This window comes from Elstera cyanobacteriorum (assembly GCF_002251735.1).
Taxonomy (GTDB): domain Bacteria; phylum Pseudomonadota; class Alphaproteobacteria; order Elsterales; family Elsteraceae; genus Elstera; species Elstera cyanobacteriorum.
The window spans coordinates 61,706-84,339 of the sequence record NZ_NOXS01000032.1 but is presented as its reverse complement, the minus strand read 5'-3'; the positions used below and the strand labels follow the sequence as shown (position 1 = coordinate 84,339).

Sequence of the window (22,634 nt, the reverse complement as noted above, 5' to 3'; positions counted from 1 at the left end):
AAGGTCGCGCCCGTCATGGCCTTGGATCAAGACACGGTACGCCGCGTCGCCACTCTGGCACGCATCAAGATCGAGGAAAAAGACCTCGCCCCGCTGGCCACCGAAATTTCGGCGATCCTGGGGTGGATCGAGCAATTGGGTGAAGTGAATACCGATGGCGTGGCGCCGCTCGCCCGCGTCGTGAATATGAAATTGCCGATGCGCGACGATGTGGTGACCGAACCGGACCAGCACGAAAAAGTGCTGAAAAACGCCCCGCAGTCGGCGGAAGGCCGGTTCTTCACGGTTCCGAAGGTGGTTGAATAATGACCAAGCTGACCGATCTGACCATTGCCGAGGCCCTGGATGGGCTGGCCGCGAAACAGTTTACCTCGGTTGAACTGACCGACGCGCATATTGCTGCGTCGGAAGCCGCCCGCCCGCTGAACGCCTATATCACCGAAACCTTCGATCTGGCGCGCGAGGCGGCCAAAGCCTCCGATGCCCGGCGCGCGGCTGGCACGGCAGGGGCGCTGGACGGTATTCCCGTTGGGATCAAAGATCTGTTCTGCACCGAAGGCGTGCGGACCACGGCGGCCAGCCATATTCTCGATGGCTTCGTCCCTCCTTACGAATCGACCGTTTCGGGCAAGCTGAAGGCCGCCGGGACGATCAGCCTCGGCAAGCTGAACCTCGATGAATTTGCCATGGGCTCGTCGAACGGCACCTCCTACCACGGGCCGGTGATTTCGCCGTGGAAGCGCACAGGGGCAGACGTCGATTTGGTCCCCGGCGGCTCCTCCGGTGGATCGGCGGCGATTGTCGCGGCGCGCGGCGTCATGGGCGCGACGGGGACCGATACGGGCGGCTCGATCCGCCAGCCCGCAGCCTTCTGCGGGATTGTCGGGCTGAAGCCGACCTATGGCCGCTGCTCGCGCTGGGGCATCGTCGCCTTCGCCTCCTCGCTCGATCAGGCCGGGCCGATGACCCGCTCGGTCAAGGATGCGGCGCTGATGCTGACCAGCATGGCCGGGTTCGACCCCAAGGATTCGACCAGCGCCAATCTTCCGGTGCCGGATTTCAGCAAAGCCTTAACCGGCGATATTCGCGGGCTGAAGGTCGGTATTCCGGCAGAATATCGGGTGGACGGCACTAACCCCGAAATCTTGAAGCTGTGGGATCAGGGGATCGACTGGCTGAAGCAGGCGGGGGCGGAGGTGGTTTCCGTCTCGCTGCCGCACACCAAATACGCGCTGGCGACCTATTACATCATCGCCCCCGCCGAAGCCTCCGCCAATCTGGCGCGCTACGACGGCGTGCGCTTCGGGCTGCGCGTGCCGGGCAATACGCTGGACGAAATGTACGAAAACACCCGCGCTGCCGGGTTCGGCCATGAAGTGCAGCGCCGCATCCTGATCGGCACTTACGTGCTGTCGGCGGGCTATTACGACGCCTATTACCTAAAGGCGCAAAAGGTCCGCGCGCTGATTGCCGACGATTTCAAGAAGGCCTTCGAGCAGTGTGACGTGCTGTTGACCCCGACCGCGCCGACCCCGGCCTTCGGGTTGAATGAGAAGAATGACGATCCCATCGCCATGTATCTCAACGACGTCTTCACCGTGCCGGCCAGCCTTGCTGGCTTGCCAGGCCTCGCAGTTCCGGCGGGTCTGTCGGGCGATGGGTTGCCGCTGGGGCTGCAACTGCTGGGCAAGCCCTTTGATGAAGAAACTTTGATCCGCGTCGGCGGCGTGCTGGAAACGGCCGCGCAGTTCAGCGCCCGTCCCAGCTTCGGCCAGGGAGCTTAATGAGCATGTCCGAAAACAAGAACCTCATTCAGGGCAAGACCGGCGTTTGGGAAATGGTCATCGGGCTGGAAGTGCATGCCCAGGTGATTTCCAAGGCCAAGCTGTTCTCTGGCGCGGCAACCGCCTTCGGCGCCGACGCCAATGCGCAGGTTTCCTTCGTCGATGCCGCCATGCCGGGCATGCTGCCGGTGATCAACCGCGTCTGCGTCGAACAGGCGATCAAGACCGGCCTTGGCATCAACGCCACGGTCAACACGCTGTCGGTCTTCGACCGCAAGAATTACTTCTACGCCGATCTGCCGCAGGGCTATCAGATCTCGCAGTTCACCCAGCCGATCGTCTCGGACGGGCATCTGATGATCGATCTGGCGGACGGTACGGAAAAGCGCATCGGCATCACCCGCCTGCACCTAGAGCAGGATGCGGGTAAGTCACTGCACGATCAAGACCCGCGCCTGTCCTACATCGACCTGAACCGGTCGGGCATCGCGCTGATGGAAATCGTGTCGGAGCCGGATATCCGCTCGTCGGAAGAAGCCGCCGCCTACCTCAAGAAGCTGCGGGCTATCCTGCGCTATCTCGAAACCTGCGACGGCAATATGGAAGAAGGCTCGATGCGGTGCGACGCCAATGTCTCCGTCCGCCGTCCAGGCGCGGAGTTTGGGACGCGCTGCGAAATCAAGAACGTTAATTCCATCCGCTTCGTCGCGGCGGCGATTGATTACGAAGCCCGCCGCCAGATCGAAATTCTGGAAGACGGCGGCTCCATCCGCCAGGAAACGCGGCTGTGGGATAGTGCCAAGGGCGAAACCCGCGCCATGCGCTCCAAAGAACAGGCGCATGACTATCGCTATTTCCCCGACCCCGACCTGCTGCCGCTCGAAATCGACCCCGCCGAGATCGATGCCGCCCGCGCGGCGATGCCGGAACTGCCAGACGCCCGCCGCGACCGCTACATGGCCCTCGGCCTGTCGCGCTACGACGCTAGCGTGCTGGTTGCCGAAAAGGAAACCGCGCTGTATTTCGAAGCGGTCGCCAAGGGCCGCGATGCCAAAACCGCCGCCAATTGGGTGACGGTGGAACTGTTCGGCGCGCTCAATAAGCTCGGCAAGACCATCGAGGAACCGCCGGTTTCGGCGGAAGCCTTGGGCGGGCTGATCGACCTGATCGCCGACAACACCATCTCCACCAAGATCGCTAAAGACGTTTTCCAGATCATGCTGGAAACCGGTGAAAGCGCGGCGGAGATAGTGGAAAAGCGTGGGTTGCGTCAGGTCACCGATACCGGCGCCATCGAAGCCGCTATCGACGATATTCTGGCGAAGAATGCCGACAAGGTGGCGGAGTTCCGCAGCGGGAAGGACAAGCTGTTCGGCTTCTTCGTCGGTCAGGTGATGAAAGCCACCGGCGGCAAGGCCAACCCGGGCATGCTGAACGACCTGCTGCGCGCAAAGCTGGAGGGTTAGGGACCGTCGGGGGCTTTGCCCCCGACCTCCCCCGAATAAGATGACGCGCCCGCTGCTCGTCTTCGATTCAGGCCTGGGTGGCCTTTCGGTCGTCCAAGCGCTGCGGGAAAGCCACCCAAGCGGCGCTATCGCCTATCTCGCCGATAGCGCTTGGTTGCCCTATGGCACCAAGCCCGACAGCTTACTGCTCGACCGAATCGTCGGCCTGCTGTCGGACGCCTGCACGGCGCTCGCCCCCTGCGCACTGGTGGTCGCCTGCAACACCGCCAGCACCATCGCCCTGCCCGCCCTGCGCGATCGGTTAACGATCCCCGTGATTGGCACGGTCCCCGCCGTGAAACCGGCCTGCGAAACGTCAGCCAGCAAGATCATTGGCTTGCTCGCCACCCCCGCGACGGTGAACCGGCCCTATATCGAAGACCTGATGGCGCGTTACGGCGACGGTGTAACCTTGCATCGGCATGGGTCGGCCAAACTGGTGCTGATGGCCGAAGCCGCCCTGCGCGGCATTCTCCCCGACCCTGCGGCGATAGCTACCGAGCTTACGCCGCTGACGGCAGTTACGGGGCTTGATACGATTATCCTCGGCTGCACCCATTTCCCGCTCCTGCGCCCCGCCTTGGAAGCTGTCGCCCCCACGGTCCGGTTTCTCGACAGCGGCGCCGCCATTGCCCGGCGGGTGCGCGATGTGGTGCCCGACTGGTGCGACGGTCCGTCCTGCGCCTTTTTCACGGGTCGCGAAGACACAGCCCTGCTAGCGTCCGCCCTCGGTGCGGTAGGGCTGCCGCGCTGCGTTTCCGCTTGGAGCCCGAGTTAGGAAGTAGAATGCCGTTCGACGCCGTAATTTTCGATATGGATGGGTTGTTGCTGGATAGCGAGCGGATGTTCCGCACCGTCTGGCAATTGGCAGCGGCGGATTTGGGCGTTGAGATGAACGACGCCGTGTTCCTCTCGCTCATCGGTCTCAACCGTCGTTCGGCGGAAGCGCGGCTAAAGGATCATTATGGCCCCGATTGGGATCACGAGGCGCTCAATGTCCGTATCGATCACCACTGGCACGCCATCGGCGGCCATGACGCTATTCCCCTAAAACCCGGCGTCGGTGAACTGCTCGATCATCTAGAGGCCCACGCCTTTCCACGCGCCGTCGCTACCTCTACGGCGCGGCAGAATGCGATCTATAAGCTCACCAAGGTTGGCCTGTTCGACCGCTTCCACGGGCTTGTCGGCGGCGACGAAGTGGCGGCGGGTAAACCCGCGCCCGACCCTTATTTGAAGGCCGCCAAACTGCTGGACGTGGACCCGGCCCGCTGCCTCGCCCTCGAAGATAGTCCGAACGGTCTGCGCGCCGCGCGGGCCGCTGGCATGACCGTGATCATGGTGCCGGACCTGATCGCCCCGACCGATAGCCTGCGCGACGTGGCCCATCACGTGATGGACGATCTCCATACCGTGCGCGATTGGATTGCCGAGCGCCAGCGGCTAAGCACTGCCGAAAGCTAAACGGGTTGACAGTCTGCCCCTTCGGCGGCTAGACAATCCCTCGCATACGTCGTGTGTTTTCAGCTCGACCAAAGCGGTTGTATCTCCGGCGGGAGGGTGGCCGAGTGGCTGAAGGCGACGGTTTGCTAAACCGTTGTACGGGTTAAACCGTACCGTGAGTTCGAATCTCATCCCTTCCGCCAACCGCTCTTCTAGGGCAAAACGACAATCATCACGATAGCTGCGCGTTAATCGTGCTGCCTTACCCTGTAGGGCTTACCGGGCTGGGTGGTCTCCCAGGCCGCCTATTGCTGTTTCCGTGCCGCGTCGCGATATGCCGACAGACAATTGGCGGTGCGGGGACAGCAATGATCCGTGGGAAACTAGCGGAGATACGCATTGGCTATGCGGCGGTTCTGTTTGGGATCGTCACGCTGGTATTGGCCGGACAGTATCTTTCGGCCCGGGCGGGCATGGGGGCTTCGGATGTTGCGGCATGGATTCAGGCCATCGGGTCTGTTCTCGCGGTCGGCGGGGCGGCCTATTTACCCCGGTGGCATGAAAACAATCGACGCCGGGAAGAGAAAAACGAAACTTATGAAAAATTGACGCATGACATTCTCAGCGTTAATTTTCAGATTAATGAAATTATCGCCATCCACATGAAGCGTCGGGATAGCATTCTTCCTGACATTTATTTCTATTTTGGCGATCACATTGAGAAAATTTTTTCCCTCGGCTCCTCCGCCTACCGATTGACGGTCAGCATTAAGTCTAATGTCGGCATCATTAACAAGGCGGTTGCCCGCAAGAATAGTGTGCTCCGGCCCGAGCTGCCGATTGATCAGCAGTTTATAGATGGGCTGCGGTCGATCCAAATGCGGCTATCTGCCTATCTCGCTGGTCTCGAGGCAAGCCGGACCGATGCCAATTGTCTCTTGAGACCCGAGGCCTCATCGCCCCCTGCCCCGGTCGCCGCATCGGGCTTGCCCCGGGATCAAGGGGCGATAGGATCGACCGGTTAGGCCGCGAGTTTCACTTCCTGCACATACGTTCCGACCGACTTCTGGATACCCACCGACGCAGCTTGTAGTTCGCCCGCCGACTCCAGCATCATTTCAGCAGCAGAGCCGGTTTCAAGGGCGGCCTTGGCCATTGTGCCGATGGTATCGGTCATGAGTTCCGCCCCGCGCGCCGCTTCCTGAACATTGCGGGCGATTTCAGACGTTGCCGCCCCCTGCTGCTCCACGGCAGACGCAATTGCCCCGGCAATGGTGGAAACTTCAGTGATGATCTCGCCGATCCCGTGGATCGCCTTGGCGGCTTCATCGGATGCGGCCCGAATTTGCGTGACTTGTTGGCCAATATCCTCGGTCGCCCGGGCTGTTTGGTTGGCAAGCGCCTTCACTTCCGAGGCGACCACCGCAAACCCTTTCCCGGCATCCCCGGCGCGCGCCGCTTCGATGGTGGCATTCAGCGCCAGAAGATTGGTCTGTCCGGCGATCTGATTGATGATCGTCACTACTTCACCAATATGGTGGGCCGACTGCACGAGATTCTGCACGATCTTATCGGTGCGCTCGGCTTCCTGCACCGCCCTGTAGGTCGTCGCCGCCGATTGTTCGACCTGGCGGCCGATTTCGGCAATCGATGCCGACAGTTCTTCCGCCGCCGTCGCCACGGTCTGCACGTTCGCCGAAGCTTGCCGAGCGGTTCCGGCAACCAGTTGCGACTGCTGCGCCGTATGGTCGGCATAGTCGCGCATCGTTCGGGCAATACCATTGGCCCGTTCGGAGGCTTTCCCGAGGTTGACTAGGATCGCGTCGATATTGCCGGTGAAAGAGTGGGTCGCGCGGTCGGTCATCTGGCGGCGGCGTTCTTCGGCCTCGGCGGCTTCCCGCTGCTTCCGGGCGAGTTCTTGCGAGCGCAATAGCCCGACCCGGAACCCTTCGATGGAGCGGAGCATCGCCCCAATTTCGTCGCGGCGGCCACCGTCCTCTATCGGTTGATCGAGCGTACCGTCGCTCATAGCCCCCATGCGGTCGGTCAAGGCCTTCAGCGGCGAGATGATCTGACGGCGGACCATCAGTAGGCCAACCGTAAACCCGGCGCCAATCGCCAGGGCGATTAGGGCGGCAAAAATGACAATCCGCTGCGCGAAATAGGCTTCGAGTTCAGCGAGCGTCCGATGGCCGTCTGCCTCGGCCTTTTCGGATAAGCGATCAACTTCGGCATTCAAAGCCTGCCGGTTTCGCCGATTAGCCTCATTATCGCCAAAGGCGCGGGCTTCAGGGATCGACACCTCGCGGCCTAAGCGCACTAACTCGCGGCGAAATTTTGCAAACTCTGCGATCAGCGCGGATGCTTTGTTAAAGTCGGCTCGCTCTGCGGGATCGATCAGATCACGCCACTCCTGAACGGTCTGTTCCAACTTAACGAGATTACCGAGCAACGCCGGGGCGAATCGCTCCATCTCTGCCGGGGCGGTGGACATGTAAATGCCGCGACTATCCATCACGACGGCAGTAATCAGCCGGTTGGCGGTTTCGGCTTGTAAAGCGACCCGTTGGTAGCGATTGGCGAGAGATGCAAGATGCTCGCCCGTGCGGACCGACTGCACACCGAAGAGACCGATGAACAGGGTGACCAGCGCCATAACGCTTAATACGAGCACCTGTTTTCCGGTCAAAGTCAGATTGCGAAACATTTGCATGGGTAGGCCCCTCCCTAAACGCGATCCGTCTATTTAACCGAACAATACTTAAAAAATTATTAGAGCCCAGGAGACATGATATTAACAATTCGTATATTTATGACTATCGTTTCATATGCCTACTATCGATCAAAACATCGCGATGAATACATAAAAATTAAGAAATAAATCACGATCGCTCCCTGCGTCCACCGACTACCGCCGGGCAAGTTTCGCTGCGGAATCAGCGGCAAACCCGCGCGGTTTCTGCTATAGGAGGCGTGAAAAAGAGGACGGGGAGCATGACGCGGATCGGGTACGGGCGAACAGGACCACGGATACGGGGGCGGCGTTGGGGGCGTCTCCTGATCGGCGTTCTGCTCGTGCCGGTCCTCGCGTTGGCGGCGCTGTGGTTTTATCTGCGGACCGGCCTGCCTGAAATCACCGGGCGCGTCGCCGTTGCCGGGCTTCAGCACGAGGTTGGCATTTACCGGGATAGCGACGGCGTACCGCATATCTTTGCCCGCACCGCCGCCGATGGGTATCGGGCCTTAGGGTATGTCCATGCCCAGGACCGGCTGTTTCAGATGGATTTGATGCGCCGCGTCGCCTCCGGCCGCCTTGCGGAAGCCATCGGTTCGATGGGGTTGGAAAACGACCGGTTTATGCGCACGCTCGGCCTCCGGGCTTTGGCCGCGCGTGATTTCGTCGATCTATCGGCAGAAACGCGGGCCGCGCTGATTGCCTATGCCGAGGGGGTCAATAGCTACCTGTATCAACGCAAGGGTGCCTTGCCGCCCGAATATTTAGTGTTCCCTGCCCCGGAAAGCTGGACACCGACCGATAGTCTGCTCTGGGGCAAGCTGATGGGAATGGCGCTTTCCGGCAATTGGCGGGACGAGGCCGTGCGGGCGCGGATGCGGGCGCAAGGCATGCCCCAAGCGACGGTTGATCTGCTGTTCGGGCGGGTCGGGGGGCAAAGCCAGCGATCCGATGCCGGGGATGATCTCTGGCGACAGGTTGATCCCGCGATGCGGAAGATGTTGGCGGGGCTTCCCCCCCTTGCCGAGCCGCGCACAGCGTCGAACGCCTGGGCCGTGGCGGGCAGCCGAACCGACAGCGGCAAGCCCCTGCTGGCGTCCGATCCGCATCTTAGCCTGACGGCGCCGTCGCTCTGGTATCTTGCCCGCATCGTCACGGGTGATGGCACCTTGGTCGGTGCGACCGCTCCCGGGGTTCCGTTTCTTGTGCTGGGGCATAATGGCCGTCTGGCCTGGGGGCTGACCACCACGGGTGCCGATACGCAGGATTTAGTGCTGGAACGGCTGACCGAGGGTAGCACGACCACCGTTGACCGCCCGCAGGGCGATCCCGACCCGATTGAAACCCATACGGAAACGATCCGCGTGCGTTGGTCGGCGGATGAGATTGTGACCGTCCGCCGAACCGCAAACGGGCCGATCCTGTCGGACCTTCCCGCCCTTACCCCGGGGCTTGGTGATGCGCGAACGCTGGTTGCCCTGCACGCCACCTTCCTGCAGCCGGGCGACCGGTCCGCCGATGCCCTCCTCGGGATCAGCACCGCATCCGACTGGGGCAGCTTTACGGCCGCCGCGAGTGTGATGGGCGCCCCGATGCAGAATTTCATTATGGCGACCGATCAAGGCAGCATCGGCATGATCTCTGCCGCGCGCATCCCCCTGCGCCGTCAAAGCGACGGCTGGATGCCGATGCCCGGGTGGGAACGGTCGAGCGAATGGGCTGGCTTCGCCCCAGTGGCGCTGCTACCGCAAACGCGCGACCCGGCACAGGGCTATGTCGCCAATGCCAATAACGCCCTGGTTAGCCCAGACTATCCCGTCATGATCGCCCAGAACTGGGACGATTCCTTCCGGGGCGACCGGCTGGCTGAACAGTTAGACCAGGCGCACGGGCGGCGGCGGGACGATGAGGCCGCCCTGCAAATGGATACGACCTCGCTTTTTGCCCGGCGCCTGATCGGCCTGATGGAGGGGTGGGAGCCGCCCGACCCTGCCGCCGCGAAAGCGCTAAAGAACCTGCGGGCTTGGGATAAGCAGATGCGTCAGGCAGCAAGGGAACCGCTGCTGTTTGCCGAGTTCAGCAAAAAACTGATGGAAAACCTGCTGGCCGATGATCTTGCCGCTTTGGTCCAGGATGGCGGGCGGCCCTGGCGCCCCCGGTCGAGCGTGCTGCTAACCCTGCTGCGCACCGAATCGCCGCTATGCGACACCTCCACCACCCCCACCGTTGAGACTTGCCGCGATCAGCTCAGCCGGTCCCTGGCGGAGGCCGAGCGCGCCGTCGGCGCTTCGGCAACCTGGGGGGAGGCGCACCGTGCCCGGCACGATCATCCAGCCTTCGGGCGTATTCCCGTTCTCGGGCGGTTGTTCGGCCTGTCGGTGCCTGCGGATGGCGGCAATGATACGCTTCAGCGCATGGCCTATCGCGGGGATAGTTTCGATGCCGGGCATGGCGCCGGGTATCGCGCAGTCTATGATCTGGCCGATCTTGACCGGTCGGGTTTCATAATTTCGACGGGGCAGTCCGGCCATCGGCTGTCGCCGTTCTATGACACGTTCCTAACCCGCGCGCAGAACGGCGAGTTGCGCCCGCTGACCGGAACACCCAGCACTCTCGCCCGCTCCGGCGCTACCCTGCTGACTCTGACCCCGCCCTAATCTGCTGATCGAGTGTTTTCATGACGCTGACTTTCGACGCCATCACCGCTGCTGCCGAACGCCTGCGCGGCGCAGTTCTGCATACCCCGACCGTCGATGCCCTGGCGCTTTCGGCGAAACTCGGGCTGACCGTGGCGTTGAAGCTCGAAACCTTGCAGCGGACCGGCAGTTTTAAGGAACGGGGGGCGTTGAACCGGCTTCATCTGCTGTCGGCGGACGCGCGGGCCAAGGGCGTGATCGCCGCCTCGGCGGGCAACCATGCCCAGGGGCTTGCCTATCACGGTCAGCGGCTTGGCATCCCGGTCACCATCTGTATGCCCGCCCATACGCCTTTCGTTAAAGTCGCAAAAACCGCTCGCTATGGGGCGAATATCGTTCTGATCGGAAAGGATTTTTCCGAGTCGGAAGCCGCGTCGCACCGGCTCGCGGCAGAACGCGGGCTGACGTTGGTGCATCCTTACGACGATCTTGGGGTCATGGCTGGCCAAGGCACTATTGGGCTTGAGTTGCTGACCGACCGGCCCGACCTCGACACGCTGGTTATCCCCATCGGGGGCGGCGGGTTGCTGGCGGGGATCGCCTGCGCAGCCAAGCACTTAAAGCCCACTATTCGATTGGTTGGTGTGCAAGTTCAGGGGTTCGATGCCATGCGGCGCCAATTGCAGCACGAGCCGCAACCGGCGGGCGGGATGACGTTGGCGGAAGGGATTGCCGTCAAAACCCCCGGCTTCTTGACCCGGGCCGTCATCGCCGATCTGGTTGATGAGATTATCACGGTCGAAGAAGAACGGATCGAACAGGCGGTGCAGACGGTTGCCGAAACCCAGAACTTGATCGCCGAAGGCGCGGGCGCGGCGGGTATTGCCGCCTTACTGGCCAGTCCTGAAAGTTTCACGGGTCAGAAAATCGGGACGCTGCTCTGCGGCGGGAATATCGATGCGCGGCTACTGTCGTCCATCCTCATGCGCGGTTTGGTGCGCGACGGGCGGCTTGTGCGCATCCGCTCCGAACTCGGCGATCTGCCGGGCACCCTGTCCCGCTATTCCGACGTGATCGGTAAGGCGGGTGGCAATATCGTTGAGGTTCACCATCAACGCATGTTCCTCGATGTGCCAATCAAGCAGACCGAAATCGATACGATGATGGAAACGCGCGGCGCCGATCACGTTCGCGATATTCTAGAGGCGTTGAACGAGGCTGGGTTTCCGTCGCGCCTATTGACCGACTGATCAATAGCAATACGTCGTCTTGCGGCCCTTCTTATCGCGCTCCTCCCGGCAGGTCTGCGAGCGGGGGCGGGCGGCGTCGCGAATAGCGTCGTTCTTCTGCTCATCGCGATAAAGGCCTTCAACGCAGCGGCTATGCTCCGGCGAGCCATTGCGGTGACCGAACTGCGCGCATTTATAGCGGTACTCGGCCATCTGCTCTTCCGGCGTTTGGCAGGCGGCAAGCGCAACAAGCGGGGCGAGGAGAAGAACATAACGCAGCGACATGGCGAGGCTTTCGAAGAAAGATGGGGCTGGCCCTACCGATGTACCGCAGCCCCCGCCTCCCCGCAGCTTAAATCACGATTAAATCTTTGTCAGAGATAAGCCCTTATTCTGAGGCGACGCGGGCATAGCGCCCCCGAAAATAGAGTAGCGGCGGCAGATCTTTCCGCGACGAAAACGCCTCGACCCGCCCCAAAATCAGCACGTGGTCCCCGGCATCGATCCGTTGATAAACCGAACATTCGAGATGGGCCAAACAATCGGACAGCAGCGGCACATTGCCGATCCCAGCGACCGGCTCGACCGCCCCAAACTTATCCTCCCCCGCTTTGGCAAACCGGCGACTGACCTCCTCCTGATGCTCCGCCAAAAAATGCAGGGCGAAGTGACCGTGCGACTGAAAAGCGGCAAAGGTTCCCGCCTGCCGGTCGATGCAGAAGGACACTAGCGGCGGATCGAGCGAGACGGAGGCGAAGGAGTTGATCGTGCAGCCCACGGGCCGCCCCTCGGTATCGCGGCTTGTGACGACGGCGATACCTGTGGCAAAATTGCCCAGCACATCGCGGAACTCGCGTGTGGTAAACTTGGGGGTCGCAGGCGTCTGCATCGGCCAACCTCACGGCAAAGGGAAAGCGGGGACCACGCCCCTGCTTCTAACACGATCTTATGTCCTTTTGCCAAGCCCTTGTAATACGTATACAATTCATTGCTTACCTTGACGGGTTTCCGCCCGACTGGTAAACGGTATAAAGAGTTATTGGGGCGAAGCGCTTGCGCAGCCTTCATTTTGTCGACTTGGACAATCGGAACAGAACGTCGGAGTGAGTCCATGCTGAAGATCGCCGGTTTCGCAGTCATCCTTTTCGCGGTCTTCGGCAGTTTTGCCCTCCTCGGCGGCCGCTTTGACATTTTGATCCAGCCGGTCGAGCTGGTGATCATTGGCGGGGTCGGGGTCGGCTCCTACATGATCGCCAACCGCGGCCCGGTGCTGGGGCGGACGATTGGCTCCATCGCCAAGATATTCGGCGGACGCCGGTATAGCAAGGACAGCTACCTTGAGCTGCTGAGCCTGCTCTACACCTCCTTCAAGCTCGCGAAGACCAAGGGTATGCTGGCGCTGGAACAGCACGTGGAAAACCCGCGTGAAAGCAATCTGTTCATGCGCTTCCCAACCTTCATGAACGATCAATCCTCGCTGGTCTTCCTCTGCGATTACCTGCGCCTGCTGACCCTCGGGACCGATAATCCCCACGAAGTCGAAGCGCTGATGGACGAGGAAATCGAAACCCATCACCAGGAATCGATGCAGATCCCGGGCGCCTTGCAGGTGCTGGCCGACGCGCTGCCCGCCATCGGGATCGTCGCGGCGGTGCTCGGCGTTATCAAGACCATGGCGCTCATCGACCAACCGGCTGCCGTCATCGGCGCCTCCATCGGCGGCGCGCTCGTCGGCACACTGCTCGGGGTGTTGCTTTCCTACGGGTTCGTCGGCCCGATTGCGACGGCGCTGAAGAACGATGTGGAAGCCGAGATGAAGTTCCTGCAGTGCATGAAGGCCGGTATTCTGGCGCATATGCAGGGCTATGCCCCGGCGGTTTCGGTCGAATTTGCCCGTAAGGCGCTGATGAGCGACGTGCGCCCGACCTTCTATGAAGTGGAAGCAACCGTTTCGTCGCTGCCGCCGGTCTAATCTTCGGATCGACCAGAGCTGCGCAACGGGTGAAAGGAATTCAGAATGGCCGGTAACTCCAACCTTCCGCCGATTATCATCAAGAAGGTCAAGGGCGGCCATCACGACGCGCATGGGTCTTCGACCTGGAAGATCGCACTGGCGGACTTTATGACCGCCATGTTCATCATCTTTCTGATGCTGTGGATTATCAATCAGTCCACGCCAGAACAGAAAGTTGCCATTGCTGAATATTTTGCCCCGGTCAGCGCGTCACGTAATCCGTCCGGCTCTGGGCAAATGCTGAATGGGGAAACCATCAGCAAAGAAGGCGCGCTGAAAAACCCCTCCGCCCCGCTTGGTACGCCCGGCGGCGGCCCGTCGCTGCCGAAGGAAGGCGACGGCAATACCGATATTCCCGGCTACCCTGGCGCGCTTCCGAAGCCGCTGGGGGTGGAAGCCGAACCCGGCGCCAAGTCTGGCGCTAAGGCCCCGGCAGCGCAAGAGGTTGAACGCCAGGTTCGTCAAGCGCTGCAAGGCGTGCCCGATCTTCAAGGCTTTCAGGCGAATGTTCAGTTCGCCCAGACCTTGGATGGCACTCGGATCGACCTGATCGATAACGAAAAGCAGGAACTGTTTCCCAAGGGCAGCGCCCGCCCCCTGCCCCAGACCGAAAAACTGATGGCCCAGGTGGCGAAAATCATTGCCACCGTTCCCAATAAAGTATCGATCTCCGGCCATACTGACGCGACCGGCTTCGGCCCGAACGCCCGCTATGATAATTGGGATCTGTCTGCCGACCGTGCCAACGCCTCGCGCCGGGTACTGACGCGCAATGGGATTGCTGATGAGCGGATCGCTATGGTCGAAGGCAAGGCGGACCGCGATCCAAAGGTGCCGGAAGATCCTAAGGCTGCCAGCAATCGGCGCATTTCCATCACCTTGCTGAATGAACCACCGCCCCCCACGGCCTCGGCTTCAGCGGCCCCGGCGGTTCCGGTCCAGCCGCCGCCCCCCGGTCCCGATGGGCGACTGATCCCGCGGCAGTAACCGAGTTTTCGGAAAATCATCTCCCGGCCTTGTGTCGGGAGATTGATTTTTAGGGTCGGGCTTGTCACCTTTAACCCAAGGGCCGACCGAAAGGGGGGACGCGATGACGGACACGCCGGACCGTGGACTGGCTGCCGGGTTAGATCGGATCGTCGAGCCGATCTTCTACCGTACGCGCCCCTTCCCCTGCTCCTACCTGCCGGATCGCGACGAGACCCGCGTGCTGACGGAAATGTCGCCGGAAATGGCGGCTGGTGGGTTTTTCGATTTCCTCCAACATTATGGGTTCCGGCGCAGTCAACGCTATCTGTATAGGCCGGTCTGCGAAGGCTGTTCGGCCTGTATTCCGGTTCGTATTCCCGTCGGCCGCTTTACCCCGAACCGAACAATGCGCAAAATCTGGCGGCTGAATAGCGATCTTAGCGCGCAATTTGTTCCGGCACGCGCGACTGAGGAGCAATTTGCGCTGTTCAGCCACTATCAACACTATCGTCATAGCGATAGCGATATGGCGGGTATGGTCTTGTCCGACTATCGCGCCCTGATCGAAGAAAGCCCGGTACAGACTGGTCTGCTGGAGCTGCGCGACGCGAACGGCGCTCTGTGGGGTTGCGCTTTAACGGATATTGGGGCGGATAGCCTGTCGGCCGTTTATAGTTTTTACGCCCCCGAGCCGGCGGCGCGTAGCCTCGGCACTCAGCTTATCCTAGCCCTGGTCGAAGAATGCCGGGCGCGCGGCCTGCCCTATCTCTATCTCGGCTATTGGATCGAAGACTGCCGCAAGATGGCCTATAAGATTCGCTTCCACCCGCTCGAGTGGTTCGACGGGCAGCGCTGGCTGGAGCGCTAATCCGGCTTCGCCTCAGAGGGCAAGGGCTGGCTGCGGTCGAGCGCCCGTTGCAGGCGCCGCGCCGCGCGGATCGATAGCGGGATAGAGACCAAGTATAGCGTCTGCACCGCCAATAGGGTCAACCAGGGTTCCGTCGCCAGCCCGGCAGCGATCCCGCCCGCGACAAGCATGAAGGGCAGCACCAGCCAATTGGGAATGCGGACCTTCTTGAACGAGAAGGTCGGGATGCGGCTGACCATCAGCCCGCCGACAATCAGCAGCCAGACACCGATAAGCAGGGGCCGCTTCAGCACATCGGCCTGAAACTCGAAGTAACCAATCAAGGGCATCAACGCCAGGGCAGCCCCCGCCGGTGCCGGAACACCGGTGAAGAAATTATAGGTCCAAGGTGGCCGGGCGCTGTCTTCAAGGGCCGTATTGAAGCGCGCAAGGCGCAACGCCATACAGACGGTGAAAAACAGCGCAACAGCCCACCCTACGCGCCCGCCGTCATTAAGGCCCCAAAGGAACAGCACCACGGGCGGCACGACGCCGAAGCAGACGAAATCGGATAAGCTGTCGAGCTCCGCCCCGAATTTCGACGTGGCATTCATCAGTCGCGCCAACCGCCCATCCAGCCCGTCGAAAATCGCCGCGAGAAAGATGGCGACAACCGTTGCCTGCCAGCGCCCTTCCAGGGCAAAGCGTATCGCCGTCAAGCCGGAACAGAGCGCCAGCAGCGTCACCATATTCGGGATAAGACGGTTGATCGACTGCGCCCGCAGGCGGCGCGGCTGACGGGTTGGGCGGCGACGAAGCATTTAGCTGGCAAACCCCGGACGCTGCGCTTCGCCGGATTGAAGATCGGCTAGCACGGTTTCCCCAGCAATGGCGCGCTGGCCGATGCAGACCTGCGGCACAACGCCCTGCGGCAGATAAACATCGACGCGGCTGCCGAAGCGGATCATGCCGAAGCGGCTCCCCGACGTCATGGCATCGCCGGTGCCGACCCACCAGACGATCCGGCGCGCGACCAGACCGGCGATCTGCACAACGCCGATGGCCCGCCCGTCCGGCAGGTCGAAAACCAGCCCATTGCGCTCGTTATGCTCGCTGGCTTTATCGAGCGAGGCATTGAAAAAACGTCCCGGGCGATAGGCCATATGGCGGATGCGGCCCGTAACCGGCGCGCGGTTCACATGCACATCGAAGACATTCATGAACACGGCAACACAGGGCAAGGGCTGATCGCCAAGGCCAAGCTCGGCGGGCGGAACGGTCGGCCCGAGGCTCACGACAACGCCATCGGCAGGGCTAACCACCAGCCCGGCCCGCATCGGCGTGACGCGCACAGGATCACGGAAGAAATAGGCACACCAAGCGGTCAGCACGACCCCGACAAAGCCCAGCACGCCGTGGATCGTTCCCAGAATGATCGTTGCCACGGCGAAAATGGCGATGAACGGCCAGCCTTCGCGGTGGATCGGGTGAAAAACGGTGGGGCGCATACCTGAAAACCTCCAAACCCTTTGCAAGGATGCCAACGCATGCCAACCGAGTGGTTGGAGCGCCCCGCGAACCGTGGCACAATGCCGATGCGCGTGACCGTTAGCTTCGTGGACCCGTCGATGCAACCCAACGAGAATATCAGCCTACTGGCCAATCAGAAACTACCGCTGGCAATTCACAGTTTTGCGGTAGGCGACGATGGGCGTTTGGTCAAGCAGCTTCTATCACGCATCGCCTTTCACTTCACCTTCGATGGCACGCAGTTTCATGCGGTCGCCGTTCAAGGCGAAGACGGTGGGCTTGTGGAAATCTGGACCGATCTTGGCGGAATTCCCTATTCGGCGGAAGGGGTTGCCCGCCGAACCGATGTGGCGGAAATCATCTATGCGACGCGCGATCTGCCCGACGTGCGCGTTAGTGTCGGCGAAAAGCAGCACGTCTATCTATCCGCCAATACCGCCGTTGAAAATGCGACAACCGCCCAAGCCATCCTGGCCACAGTGACGATGCTGGTCGCCCAAACCCGTCCGTGGCTGGAACTGCTGAACCTCTACGGCCTGGGGATGAGGGCCAAACCGGCGGCCTAACGCTATTTCGTCGGCGGCAGGCTGAAAACCTGCCCCGGATAAATTAGGTCCGGGTCGCGGATCTGATCGGCATTCGCCCGATAGATCACCGTATAATGCACACCGCCGCCATAGACCCGCCGGGCGATTCGCCACAGGCTGTTCCCCGGCTGTACAATCACCCGGTCTGTCTCGGCCGTTAACTGCACCTGTTCCGGCGCTGCGCGGGAGAAGGGCAGTTCCAGGCGCTGAGTAACTTTGCCCTGCGGCGAAAGCTGGTCGATGCGCAGGGTCGAAGGGCCGGTAGCAATCTCCGCCTCCGGGCGCAGACGCCACAGACCGTTGCTGCCAACCTCGGCATCGCCAATTGGACCATTGTTTACATAGGCGCGAATGCCGTGTCCCGCCTCGCCGCGCCCGGCGAGCAGCAGACTACCATCCTTGCCATAGTCGATACTATCGACGGTCAAGCGCCCCGCCGCCCCAGCTTCCACCGGCGCTTGCAGAACCGTACTACCGCCGCTGCCGTCGCGGTTAACAACCAGCGCTAACGGTCGGTCGATGGGGTCGGCGGGCTTCGCCGCTTCCGGGGCGGGGGCGACCGAGGCAACCTGTGCCGGGGGTTTTGCGGCTGGAATCGAGAGCACGACCACTTGCTCCGATTCGACCGTCTGACCCGACGGCCCAGCCGCAGACAGCGACAGTTCGCGGTCACCGCTGGGAAGCGCCCGGTCGGGCAGCAGCACCCATTCGCCGCGCTTATCCGCCGTCACCGTCCCAATCGGCTTACCGCCATCAAAGACCGTCACCTGCGCTTCGGGCTGTGCCCGCCCAGCGATCACCGCATCGCCCTGCGGGTTAACGCGCACAACATCAAAGCTGGGGCGAAGGTCGCTCGGCGCTGCCACAGCGGCAGTGGGCGGCGTGGCGGGCGCCGAGGGCGCGACCGCAACGGGCGCAGGGGTCGGTGCCGGCTCTACCGGCTTTTCGGGGGAAACAGCGACCACTGGGGGCGGCGCAGGCGGTTCGACCGCAGCGGCCTGTGGCGGCGGCGCGGGAGGGGGTGTGGGTTGAACCGGCGTGGTTTGTTGAACGGGCGGCGCGGATGGCACCGGTTGCGGTGCTTGGGCGGTCGTTGGCAGGGCGGGATCGTCCTTCGACGGACGGTTCAGCACCAGGGCAACAATGACTAGAATCAGCCCGATAAGACCGAGCAAAAACGCCCGGCGGCTGGAAAGACGTTCCGACATATGAGTTTCGATCCCTACGCCTAAGTCTGCGCTGCCCGCCCTTATTCGGGAGCGCTACCCTACTATGGACGCCTCCCCGCTGCAATCTTGCGGCAGGCGGCTGTTCTTGAAACGCCGGGCGGGCCGAATGCTTGCGCCGCCCGGCAGCCTCGGGCTATCCCTGAAAGGGACAGAGTGGGAGGCGATATGACATCCGTTACATCCGTTTGCGTTTACTGTGGCTCTGCCGGGGCGGTGGATCCGGCCTATCGCGACGCTGCGACGGGCCTAGGCAGGTTACTGGCCCAAGCGGGCATCAATCTCGTTTACGGGGGTGGACGGGTCGGCCTGATGGGGCTGGTCGCCGATGCCGTCATGGCGGGCGGCGCCCATGTCACCGGCATTATCCCGGAATTCCTCGATAAGTACGAAGTTGGCCATACGGGCCTGTCGGAACTGATCGTTGTCGATACGATGCATACCCGCAAACAGCAGATGATGGACCGGGCCGATGCCTTCATCGTTCTGCCGGGCGGGTTTGGTACGCTGGAAGAACTGTTTGAAGTGCTGACCTGGAAGCAGCTTCGGCTGCACGATAAGCCGATCCTGATCCTTGATCTTCCTGGGACAGATGGTCGCGGGTTCTGGGAACCTTTGACGGGGCTTCTGAACCATATCATCGGCCAAAACTTCGCCAAGCCCGAAACCGCTGCCTTATGGCAGGTGATTACGCGCCTCGACGATGTTCTGCCCGCGCTCCGGGCCGCCCCGCCCCCGGCGGTGCCGGTTGAAACGAAATGGCTGTGATCCGGCGCTTCGGTCTTGCGCGCCTCGCGCGGTCTGCTAGTCTGCCGCGCGATTTTAGTACCGTCGGTGTAGCCGATACGGATCGCAACGTCGGCCCTGTGCCGACCAGCACCGCCAAGCTGGAGAGCTGATTCCATGAGCAAGATTAAGGTCAAAACCCCGCTGGTTGAATTGGATGGGGATGAAATGACGCGCATCATCTGGAAGATGATCCGCGAAGAACTGATCCTCCCGTTCCTCGATGTCGACCTGAAGTATTATGACCTCGGCATGGAATACCGCGATCAGACCGACGATCAGGTGACCATCGACGCCGCCAATGCGATTAAGCAGTATGGCGTTGGCGTTAAGTGCGCCACGATTACGCCAGACGAAGCCCGCGTGAAGGAATTCAATCTCAAGAAGATGTGGAAATCGCCGAACGGCACGATCCGCAATATTCTGGGCGGGACTGTCTTCCGCGAACCGATCATCTGCAAGAATGTGCCGCGCCTTATTCCGGGCTGGACGCAGCCGATTGTGATCGGGCGCCATGCGTTCGGCGATCAATATAAGGCCACTGATTTTGTCGTGCCGGGTCCGGGCAAGCTGACCCTGACCTTCACGCCGGACGATGGCGGCGCGCCGGTGACGCACGAAGTCTATAAGTTCGAAGAATCGGGCGTTGCCATGGGCATGTACAACGTCGATGAGTCGATCAAAGGCTTCGCCCGCGCCTGCCTGCACTATGGCCTGTCGCGCGGTTGGCCGGTCTATCTCTCGACCAAGAACACCATCCTCAAGGCCTATGACGGGCGCTTCAAGGATCTGTTCCAGGCCGTCTTCGATGCCGAGTTTAAGGACGCTTTCGCCGCCAAGGGCATCGTCTACGAACATCGCCTGATCGACGATATGGTCGCCTCGGCCCTCAAGTGGTCGGGCGGCTTCGTTTGGGCCTGTAAGAACTACGACGGCGACGTGCAGTCGGACTCGGTCGCCCAGGGCTTCGGCTCGCTGGGTCTCATGACCTCCGTGCTGCTCACCCCGGACGGGCAGACCGTGGAAGCGGAAGCGGCGCATGGCACCGTGACCCGTCATTACCGCGAACACCAGAAGGGCCGCGAAACCTCCACCAATCCGATCGCCTCGATTTTCGCCTGGACGCGCGGCCTTGGCTATCGCGGCGAGTTCGACGGCACGCCGGATGTGAAGGAATTCGCCCTGACGCTGGAACGCGTCTGCGTGAAGACCGTGGAAACCGGGTCGATGACCAAGGATCTGGCGCTGCTGATCGGCCCGGATCAGCCTTGGCTGTCGACCACGCAATTCTTCGCCAAGCTGGCGGAAAATCTGCGTAAGGAAATGAAGGTCGCTTAAGACCGCAAGAAGGGGCGGCCCCGCTGGCGATCCAGCGGGGCCGTTTTCATTTGAAGACTATGAACGATTTCGGCCTGCATTTTCTGATCGGCCTTCAGCCGTCGCCCGACCTGGCGGAGCACGACCGCGCCCTATTGGCCGATGTCCGCCCGGCAGGAATTACCCTGTTTAAGGGCAATTTCGACCATGCTGCTTCGGAACCGATGTGGCGGCAGCGGCTCGCCGACCTCCTGAAACGCTGCCAGGATGCCCTGGGGCGCGACCGTTTCCTGGTAGCGCTCGACCATGAAGGCGGGCGCGTTCATCGCACGCCGCCCGGGATCACCCATTTCCCCCCGGCGCGCGCCTATGCCGACCGTGCCTATGACGTGGCCCGGACAATGGCCGCGGAATTGACCGGCGTCGGTGTGAATTTCATCCTCGCCCCCGTCTGCGATATCGATTCTAACCCCAGCAATCCCGTGATAGGGGACCGCAGCTTTGGCCGTGATACCGAAACTGTCACCGGGGCCGCGCTCGAGTTTCTGCGCGGCCTGGCCGACGGCGGCATCCTCGGCTGCGCCAAGCATTTCCCCGGTCATGGCGATACGGATGTCGATAGTCATCACGCCCTACCGCGCCTCACTCTATCCGAGGAGGCTCTGGCCACGCGGGAGTTGAAACCGTTTGAAGCCCTGATTGCGGCGGGGGTTCCCGCCGTCATGACCGCCCATATCCTGTTTCCCGAGATCGCCGGGGCGACCCCGGCCACCTTAGCGCCCGAAATCTTGACCGGCTTGCTACGGCAGAAACTGGGGTTCGACGGGGTCATCGTTTCCGACGATCTTGGCATGAAGGCGATTGCCCCCTGGTTCGATGCGCCGGAAGCCGCCGCACAGGCCCTAGCGGCCGGGTGTGACCTGCTCTGCCTTTGTGCCGCGCAGGCCGACACGGCCCGCAGCCGGGATTTCCGCGATGCGATTGCCGCAGCGGCCAACAGCGGCACGGAGTTTGCTGAGAAAGTTTCAACCAGCCAAGCGCGGGTGACTTTGTTGCTAAGCCGCCTCACAGTGTAACAAGCCTGTCTTACGGGGGCTGCGACGACTCGCCATTTCGCGCTAAACTGTGGTAGGAAAACCTCAGTCCGCCTCTATCTTAGCGGGGATCCTTGCCGTTTTGCGGGAACTGGATCACTTGGTGGAGTGGACTATGTTAAGTTCGGCCCCAGTTGGTGGTCTTAGCTGTATGGATGTGACGATCATGAAAGCCTTGCCCTCGCCCCTCACCCGCCTGTGCCGTGTGCTGCCGCTCGTGGTCGCGTTGGGGCTGGGGGCCTGCGCGACGTCCCCGACCGCTGAGAACGACCCGCTGGAAGGGTTCAACCGCGGTGTTTTCGCGGTGAATGATGCGCTCGACCAAGCCGTCATCCGCCCGGTATCCTATGGCTACCGCGAGGCGGTGCCGGAGCCGATCCGCGACCGCGTGCGCGACTTTATCGCCAATCTGGCGTCGCCCGTGGTCTTCCTCAACGACGTGCTCCAGGGCGAGTTTGACCGGGCCGGAATAACCTTCACCCGCTTCTGGATCAACACGATTGGCGGGCTTGGCGGTCTGGTCGATGTCGCCTCCTCGGTCGGTATCCAGCGTCACACGGAAGATTTCGGTCAAACGCTCGGCACTTGGGGGGTTAACGACGGCCCCTATCTCGTTCTCCCGCTGCTCGGTCCGTCTAACCCGCGCGATGCCGTTGGCAAAGTGGTCGATATTTTCACCGACCCGATGACCTATGTCTTTGGCGCCCACGGCCCGGACTGGGGCCCTTATGCGCTAACCGGGACCCGCATCGTCGATGGCCGTTCGCGCATTATTCGGGAAACCGATGATCTGCGCCGGAATTCCTTCGATTATTACGCGACCATCCGCAGCATTTATCGCCAGCAGCGCGCCGACGATATTAGCAATGGTCGTACCAAGCCAGGCAGCAAGCCCAGCTACCCGGGACAAGACGGGAACTGATCCCATTCCCT

Annotated in this window: 23 protein-coding genes and 1 tRNA gene; 18 read left to right on the top strand and 6 right to left on the bottom strand. The window is 61.7% G+C overall.

Features of this window, described 5'->3' with window-relative positions:
• Positions 1 to 15: 15 nt before the first annotated feature.
• The 7 genes from gatC (at position 16) to CHR90_RS09400 (ending at position 5,757) form a co-directional block, all read left to right on the top strand.
• Positions 16 to 306: an Asp-tRNA(Asn)/Glu-tRNA(Gln) amidotransferase subunit GatC gene (gene gatC / locus CHR90_RS09430; protein ID WP_094408758.1), complete on the top strand. Its 291-nt coding sequence runs from the start codon at positions 16 to 18 to the stop codon at positions 304 to 306.
• Complete coding sequence (gene gatA, locus CHR90_RS09425; protein ID WP_094408757.1) at positions 306 to 1,784, top strand: Asp-tRNA(Asn)/Glu-tRNA(Gln) amidotransferase subunit GatA; 1,479 nt, start codon at positions 306 to 308, stop codon at positions 1,782 to 1,784. Before gatC ends, gatA begins: the two co-directional genes overlap by 1 nt.
• A gap of 5 nt (positions 1,785 to 1,789) precedes the next feature.
• On the top strand, positions 1,790 to 3,250 hold the full coding sequence (gene gatB / locus CHR90_RS09420; protein WP_094409242.1) for an Asp-tRNA(Asn)/Glu-tRNA(Gln) amidotransferase subunit GatB: 1,461 nt from the start codon (positions 1,790 to 1,792) through the stop codon (positions 3,248 to 3,250).
• A gap of 40 nt (positions 3,251 to 3,290) precedes the next feature.
• Positions 3,291 to 4,067 (top strand): glutamate racemase, encoded by a 777-nt coding sequence (gene murI / locus CHR90_RS09415; RefSeq protein WP_094408756.1) that lies wholly within the window; start codon positions 3,291 to 3,293, stop codon positions 4,065 to 4,067.
• A gap of 8 nt (positions 4,068 to 4,075) precedes the next feature.
• On the top strand, positions 4,076 to 4,753 hold the full coding sequence (locus CHR90_RS09410) for an HAD family hydrolase (RefSeq protein ID WP_094408755.1): 678 nt from the start codon (positions 4,076 to 4,078) through the stop codon (positions 4,751 to 4,753).
• A gap of 90 nt (positions 4,754 to 4,843) precedes the next feature.
• Positions 4,844 to 4,935 (top strand) — tRNA-Ser (locus CHR90_RS09405).
• Between the two features lie 165 nt (positions 4,936 to 5,100).
• The gene (locus CHR90_RS09400) at positions 5,101 to 5,757 is read left to right on the top strand and encodes a hypothetical protein (RefSeq protein WP_094408754.1); all 657 of its coding nucleotides are present in this window, start codon (positions 5,101 to 5,103) and stop codon (positions 5,755 to 5,757) included.
• On the opposite strand, the gene CHR90_RS09395 is transcribed toward CHR90_RS09400, so the two are convergent.
• Positions 5,754 to 7,445: a methyl-accepting chemotaxis protein gene (locus CHR90_RS09395; protein WP_094408753.1), complete on the bottom strand. Its 1,692-nt coding sequence runs from the start codon at positions 7,443 to 7,445 to the stop codon at positions 5,754 to 5,756. The genes CHR90_RS09400 and CHR90_RS09395 overlap by 4 nt on opposite strands.
• Before the next feature lie 281 nt (positions 7,446 to 7,726).
• Here CHR90_RS09395 and CHR90_RS09390 point away from each other — a divergent pair, with 281 nt between their 5' ends.
• Positions 7,727 to 10,123, top strand: coding sequence for a penicillin acylase family protein (locus CHR90_RS09390; protein ID WP_094408752.1), 2,397 nt, complete (start codon positions 7,727 to 7,729; stop codon positions 10,121 to 10,123).
• A 20-nt stretch (positions 10,124 to 10,143) separates the two neighbouring features.
• Positions 10,144 to 11,352, top strand: coding sequence for a threonine ammonia-lyase (locus CHR90_RS09385; protein WP_094408751.1), 1,209 nt, complete (start codon positions 10,144 to 10,146; stop codon positions 11,350 to 11,352).
• On the opposite strand, the gene CHR90_RS09380 is transcribed toward CHR90_RS09385, so the two are convergent.
• Together CHR90_RS09380 and CHR90_RS09375 are read right to left on the bottom strand one after the other, a co-directional pair.
• The gene (locus tag CHR90_RS09380) at positions 11,353 to 11,616 is read right to left on the bottom strand and encodes a hypothetical protein (RefSeq protein ID WP_094408750.1); all 264 of its coding nucleotides are present in this window, start codon (positions 11,614 to 11,616) and stop codon (positions 11,353 to 11,355) included. It abuts the gene before it with no gap.
• 103 nt (positions 11,617 to 11,719) lie between these two features.
• The gene (locus CHR90_RS09375; protein ID WP_094408749.1) at positions 11,720 to 12,220 is read right to left on the bottom strand and encodes a flavin reductase family protein; all 501 of its coding nucleotides are present in this window, start codon (positions 12,218 to 12,220) and stop codon (positions 11,720 to 11,722) included.
• Between the two features lie 222 nt (positions 12,221 to 12,442).
• On the opposite strand from CHR90_RS09375, the gene motA reads away from it, so the two are divergent.
• The 3 genes from motA to CHR90_RS09360 all read left to right on the top strand — a co-directional run bounded on the left by motA (position 12,443) and on the right by CHR90_RS09360 (position 15,182).
• The gene (gene motA / locus CHR90_RS09370; protein ID WP_094408748.1) at positions 12,443 to 13,303 is read left to right on the top strand and encodes a flagellar motor stator protein MotA; all 861 of its coding nucleotides are present in this window, start codon (positions 12,443 to 12,445) and stop codon (positions 13,301 to 13,303) included.
• 45 nt (positions 13,304 to 13,348) lie between these two features.
• Entirely contained in the window at positions 13,349 to 14,332 is a 984-nt protein-coding gene (locus CHR90_RS09365; protein ID WP_094408747.1) for an OmpA family protein, read from the top strand.
• Positions 14,333 to 14,435: 103 nt separating this feature from the next.
• Positions 14,436 to 15,182 (top strand): arginyltransferase, encoded by a 747-nt coding sequence (locus CHR90_RS09360; protein WP_094408746.1) that lies wholly within the window; start codon positions 14,436 to 14,438, stop codon positions 15,180 to 15,182.
• Here CHR90_RS09360 and pssA read toward each other — a convergent pair.
• Positions 15,179 to 15,982 (bottom strand): CDP-diacylglycerol--serine O-phosphatidyltransferase, encoded by an 804-nt coding sequence (pssA, locus tag CHR90_RS09355; protein ID WP_094408745.1) that lies wholly within the window; start codon positions 15,980 to 15,982, stop codon positions 15,179 to 15,181. The genes CHR90_RS09360 and pssA overlap by 4 nt on opposite strands.
• Positions 15,983 to 16,669: a phosphatidylserine decarboxylase gene (locus CHR90_RS09350; RefSeq protein ID WP_094408744.1), complete on the bottom strand. Its 687-nt coding sequence runs from the start codon at positions 16,667 to 16,669 to the stop codon at positions 15,983 to 15,985.
• A gap of 39 nt (positions 16,670 to 16,708) precedes the next feature.
• Here CHR90_RS09350 and CHR90_RS09345 point away from each other — a divergent pair, with 39 nt between their 5' ends.
• A complete protein-coding gene (locus CHR90_RS09345) occupies positions 16,709 to 17,257 on the top strand; it encodes a hypothetical protein (RefSeq protein WP_094408743.1) in 549 nt (182 codons plus the stop codon).
• A gap of 2 nt (positions 17,258 to 17,259) precedes the next feature.
• On the opposite strand, the gene CHR90_RS09340 is transcribed toward CHR90_RS09345, so the two are convergent.
• Positions 17,260 to 18,486, bottom strand: a complete 1,227-nt coding sequence (locus CHR90_RS09340; protein ID WP_094408742.1) for a LysM peptidoglycan-binding domain-containing protein — start codon at positions 18,484 to 18,486, stop codon at positions 17,260 to 17,262.
• A 186-nt stretch (positions 18,487 to 18,672) separates the two neighbouring features.
• Between CHR90_RS09340 and CHR90_RS09335 the strand changes: the two genes are divergently transcribed.
• The 5 genes from CHR90_RS09335 (at position 18,673) to CHR90_RS09320 (ending at position 22,623) form a co-directional block, all read left to right on the top strand.
• On the top strand, positions 18,673 to 19,272 hold the full coding sequence (locus CHR90_RS09335) for an LOG family protein (protein WP_094408741.1): 600 nt from the start codon (positions 18,673 to 18,675) through the stop codon (positions 19,270 to 19,272).
• Entirely contained in the window at positions 19,263 to 19,403 is a 141-nt protein-coding gene (locus CHR90_RS19425; RefSeq protein ID WP_170941360.1) for a hypothetical protein, read from the top strand. Before CHR90_RS09335 ends, CHR90_RS19425 begins: the two co-directional genes overlap by 10 nt.
• Before the next feature lie 4 nt (positions 19,404 to 19,407).
• Positions 19,408 to 20,628 carry an NADP-dependent isocitrate dehydrogenase gene (locus tag CHR90_RS09330; RefSeq protein WP_094408740.1) on the top strand — a complete coding sequence of 407 codons (1,221 nt, stop codon included), beginning with the start codon at positions 19,408 to 19,410 and terminating at the stop codon, positions 20,626 to 20,628.
• A gap of 59 nt (positions 20,629 to 20,687) precedes the next feature.
• Entirely contained in the window at positions 20,688 to 21,683 is a 996-nt protein-coding gene (nagZ, locus tag CHR90_RS09325) for a beta-N-acetylhexosaminidase (protein ID WP_094408739.1), read from the top strand.
• Positions 21,684 to 21,816: 133 nt separating this feature from the next.
• On the top strand, positions 21,817 to 22,623 hold the full coding sequence (locus tag CHR90_RS09320) for an MlaA family lipoprotein (RefSeq protein ID WP_229671460.1): 807 nt from the start codon (positions 21,817 to 21,819) through the stop codon (positions 22,621 to 22,623).
• Positions 22,624 to 22,634 lie beyond the last annotated feature (11 nt).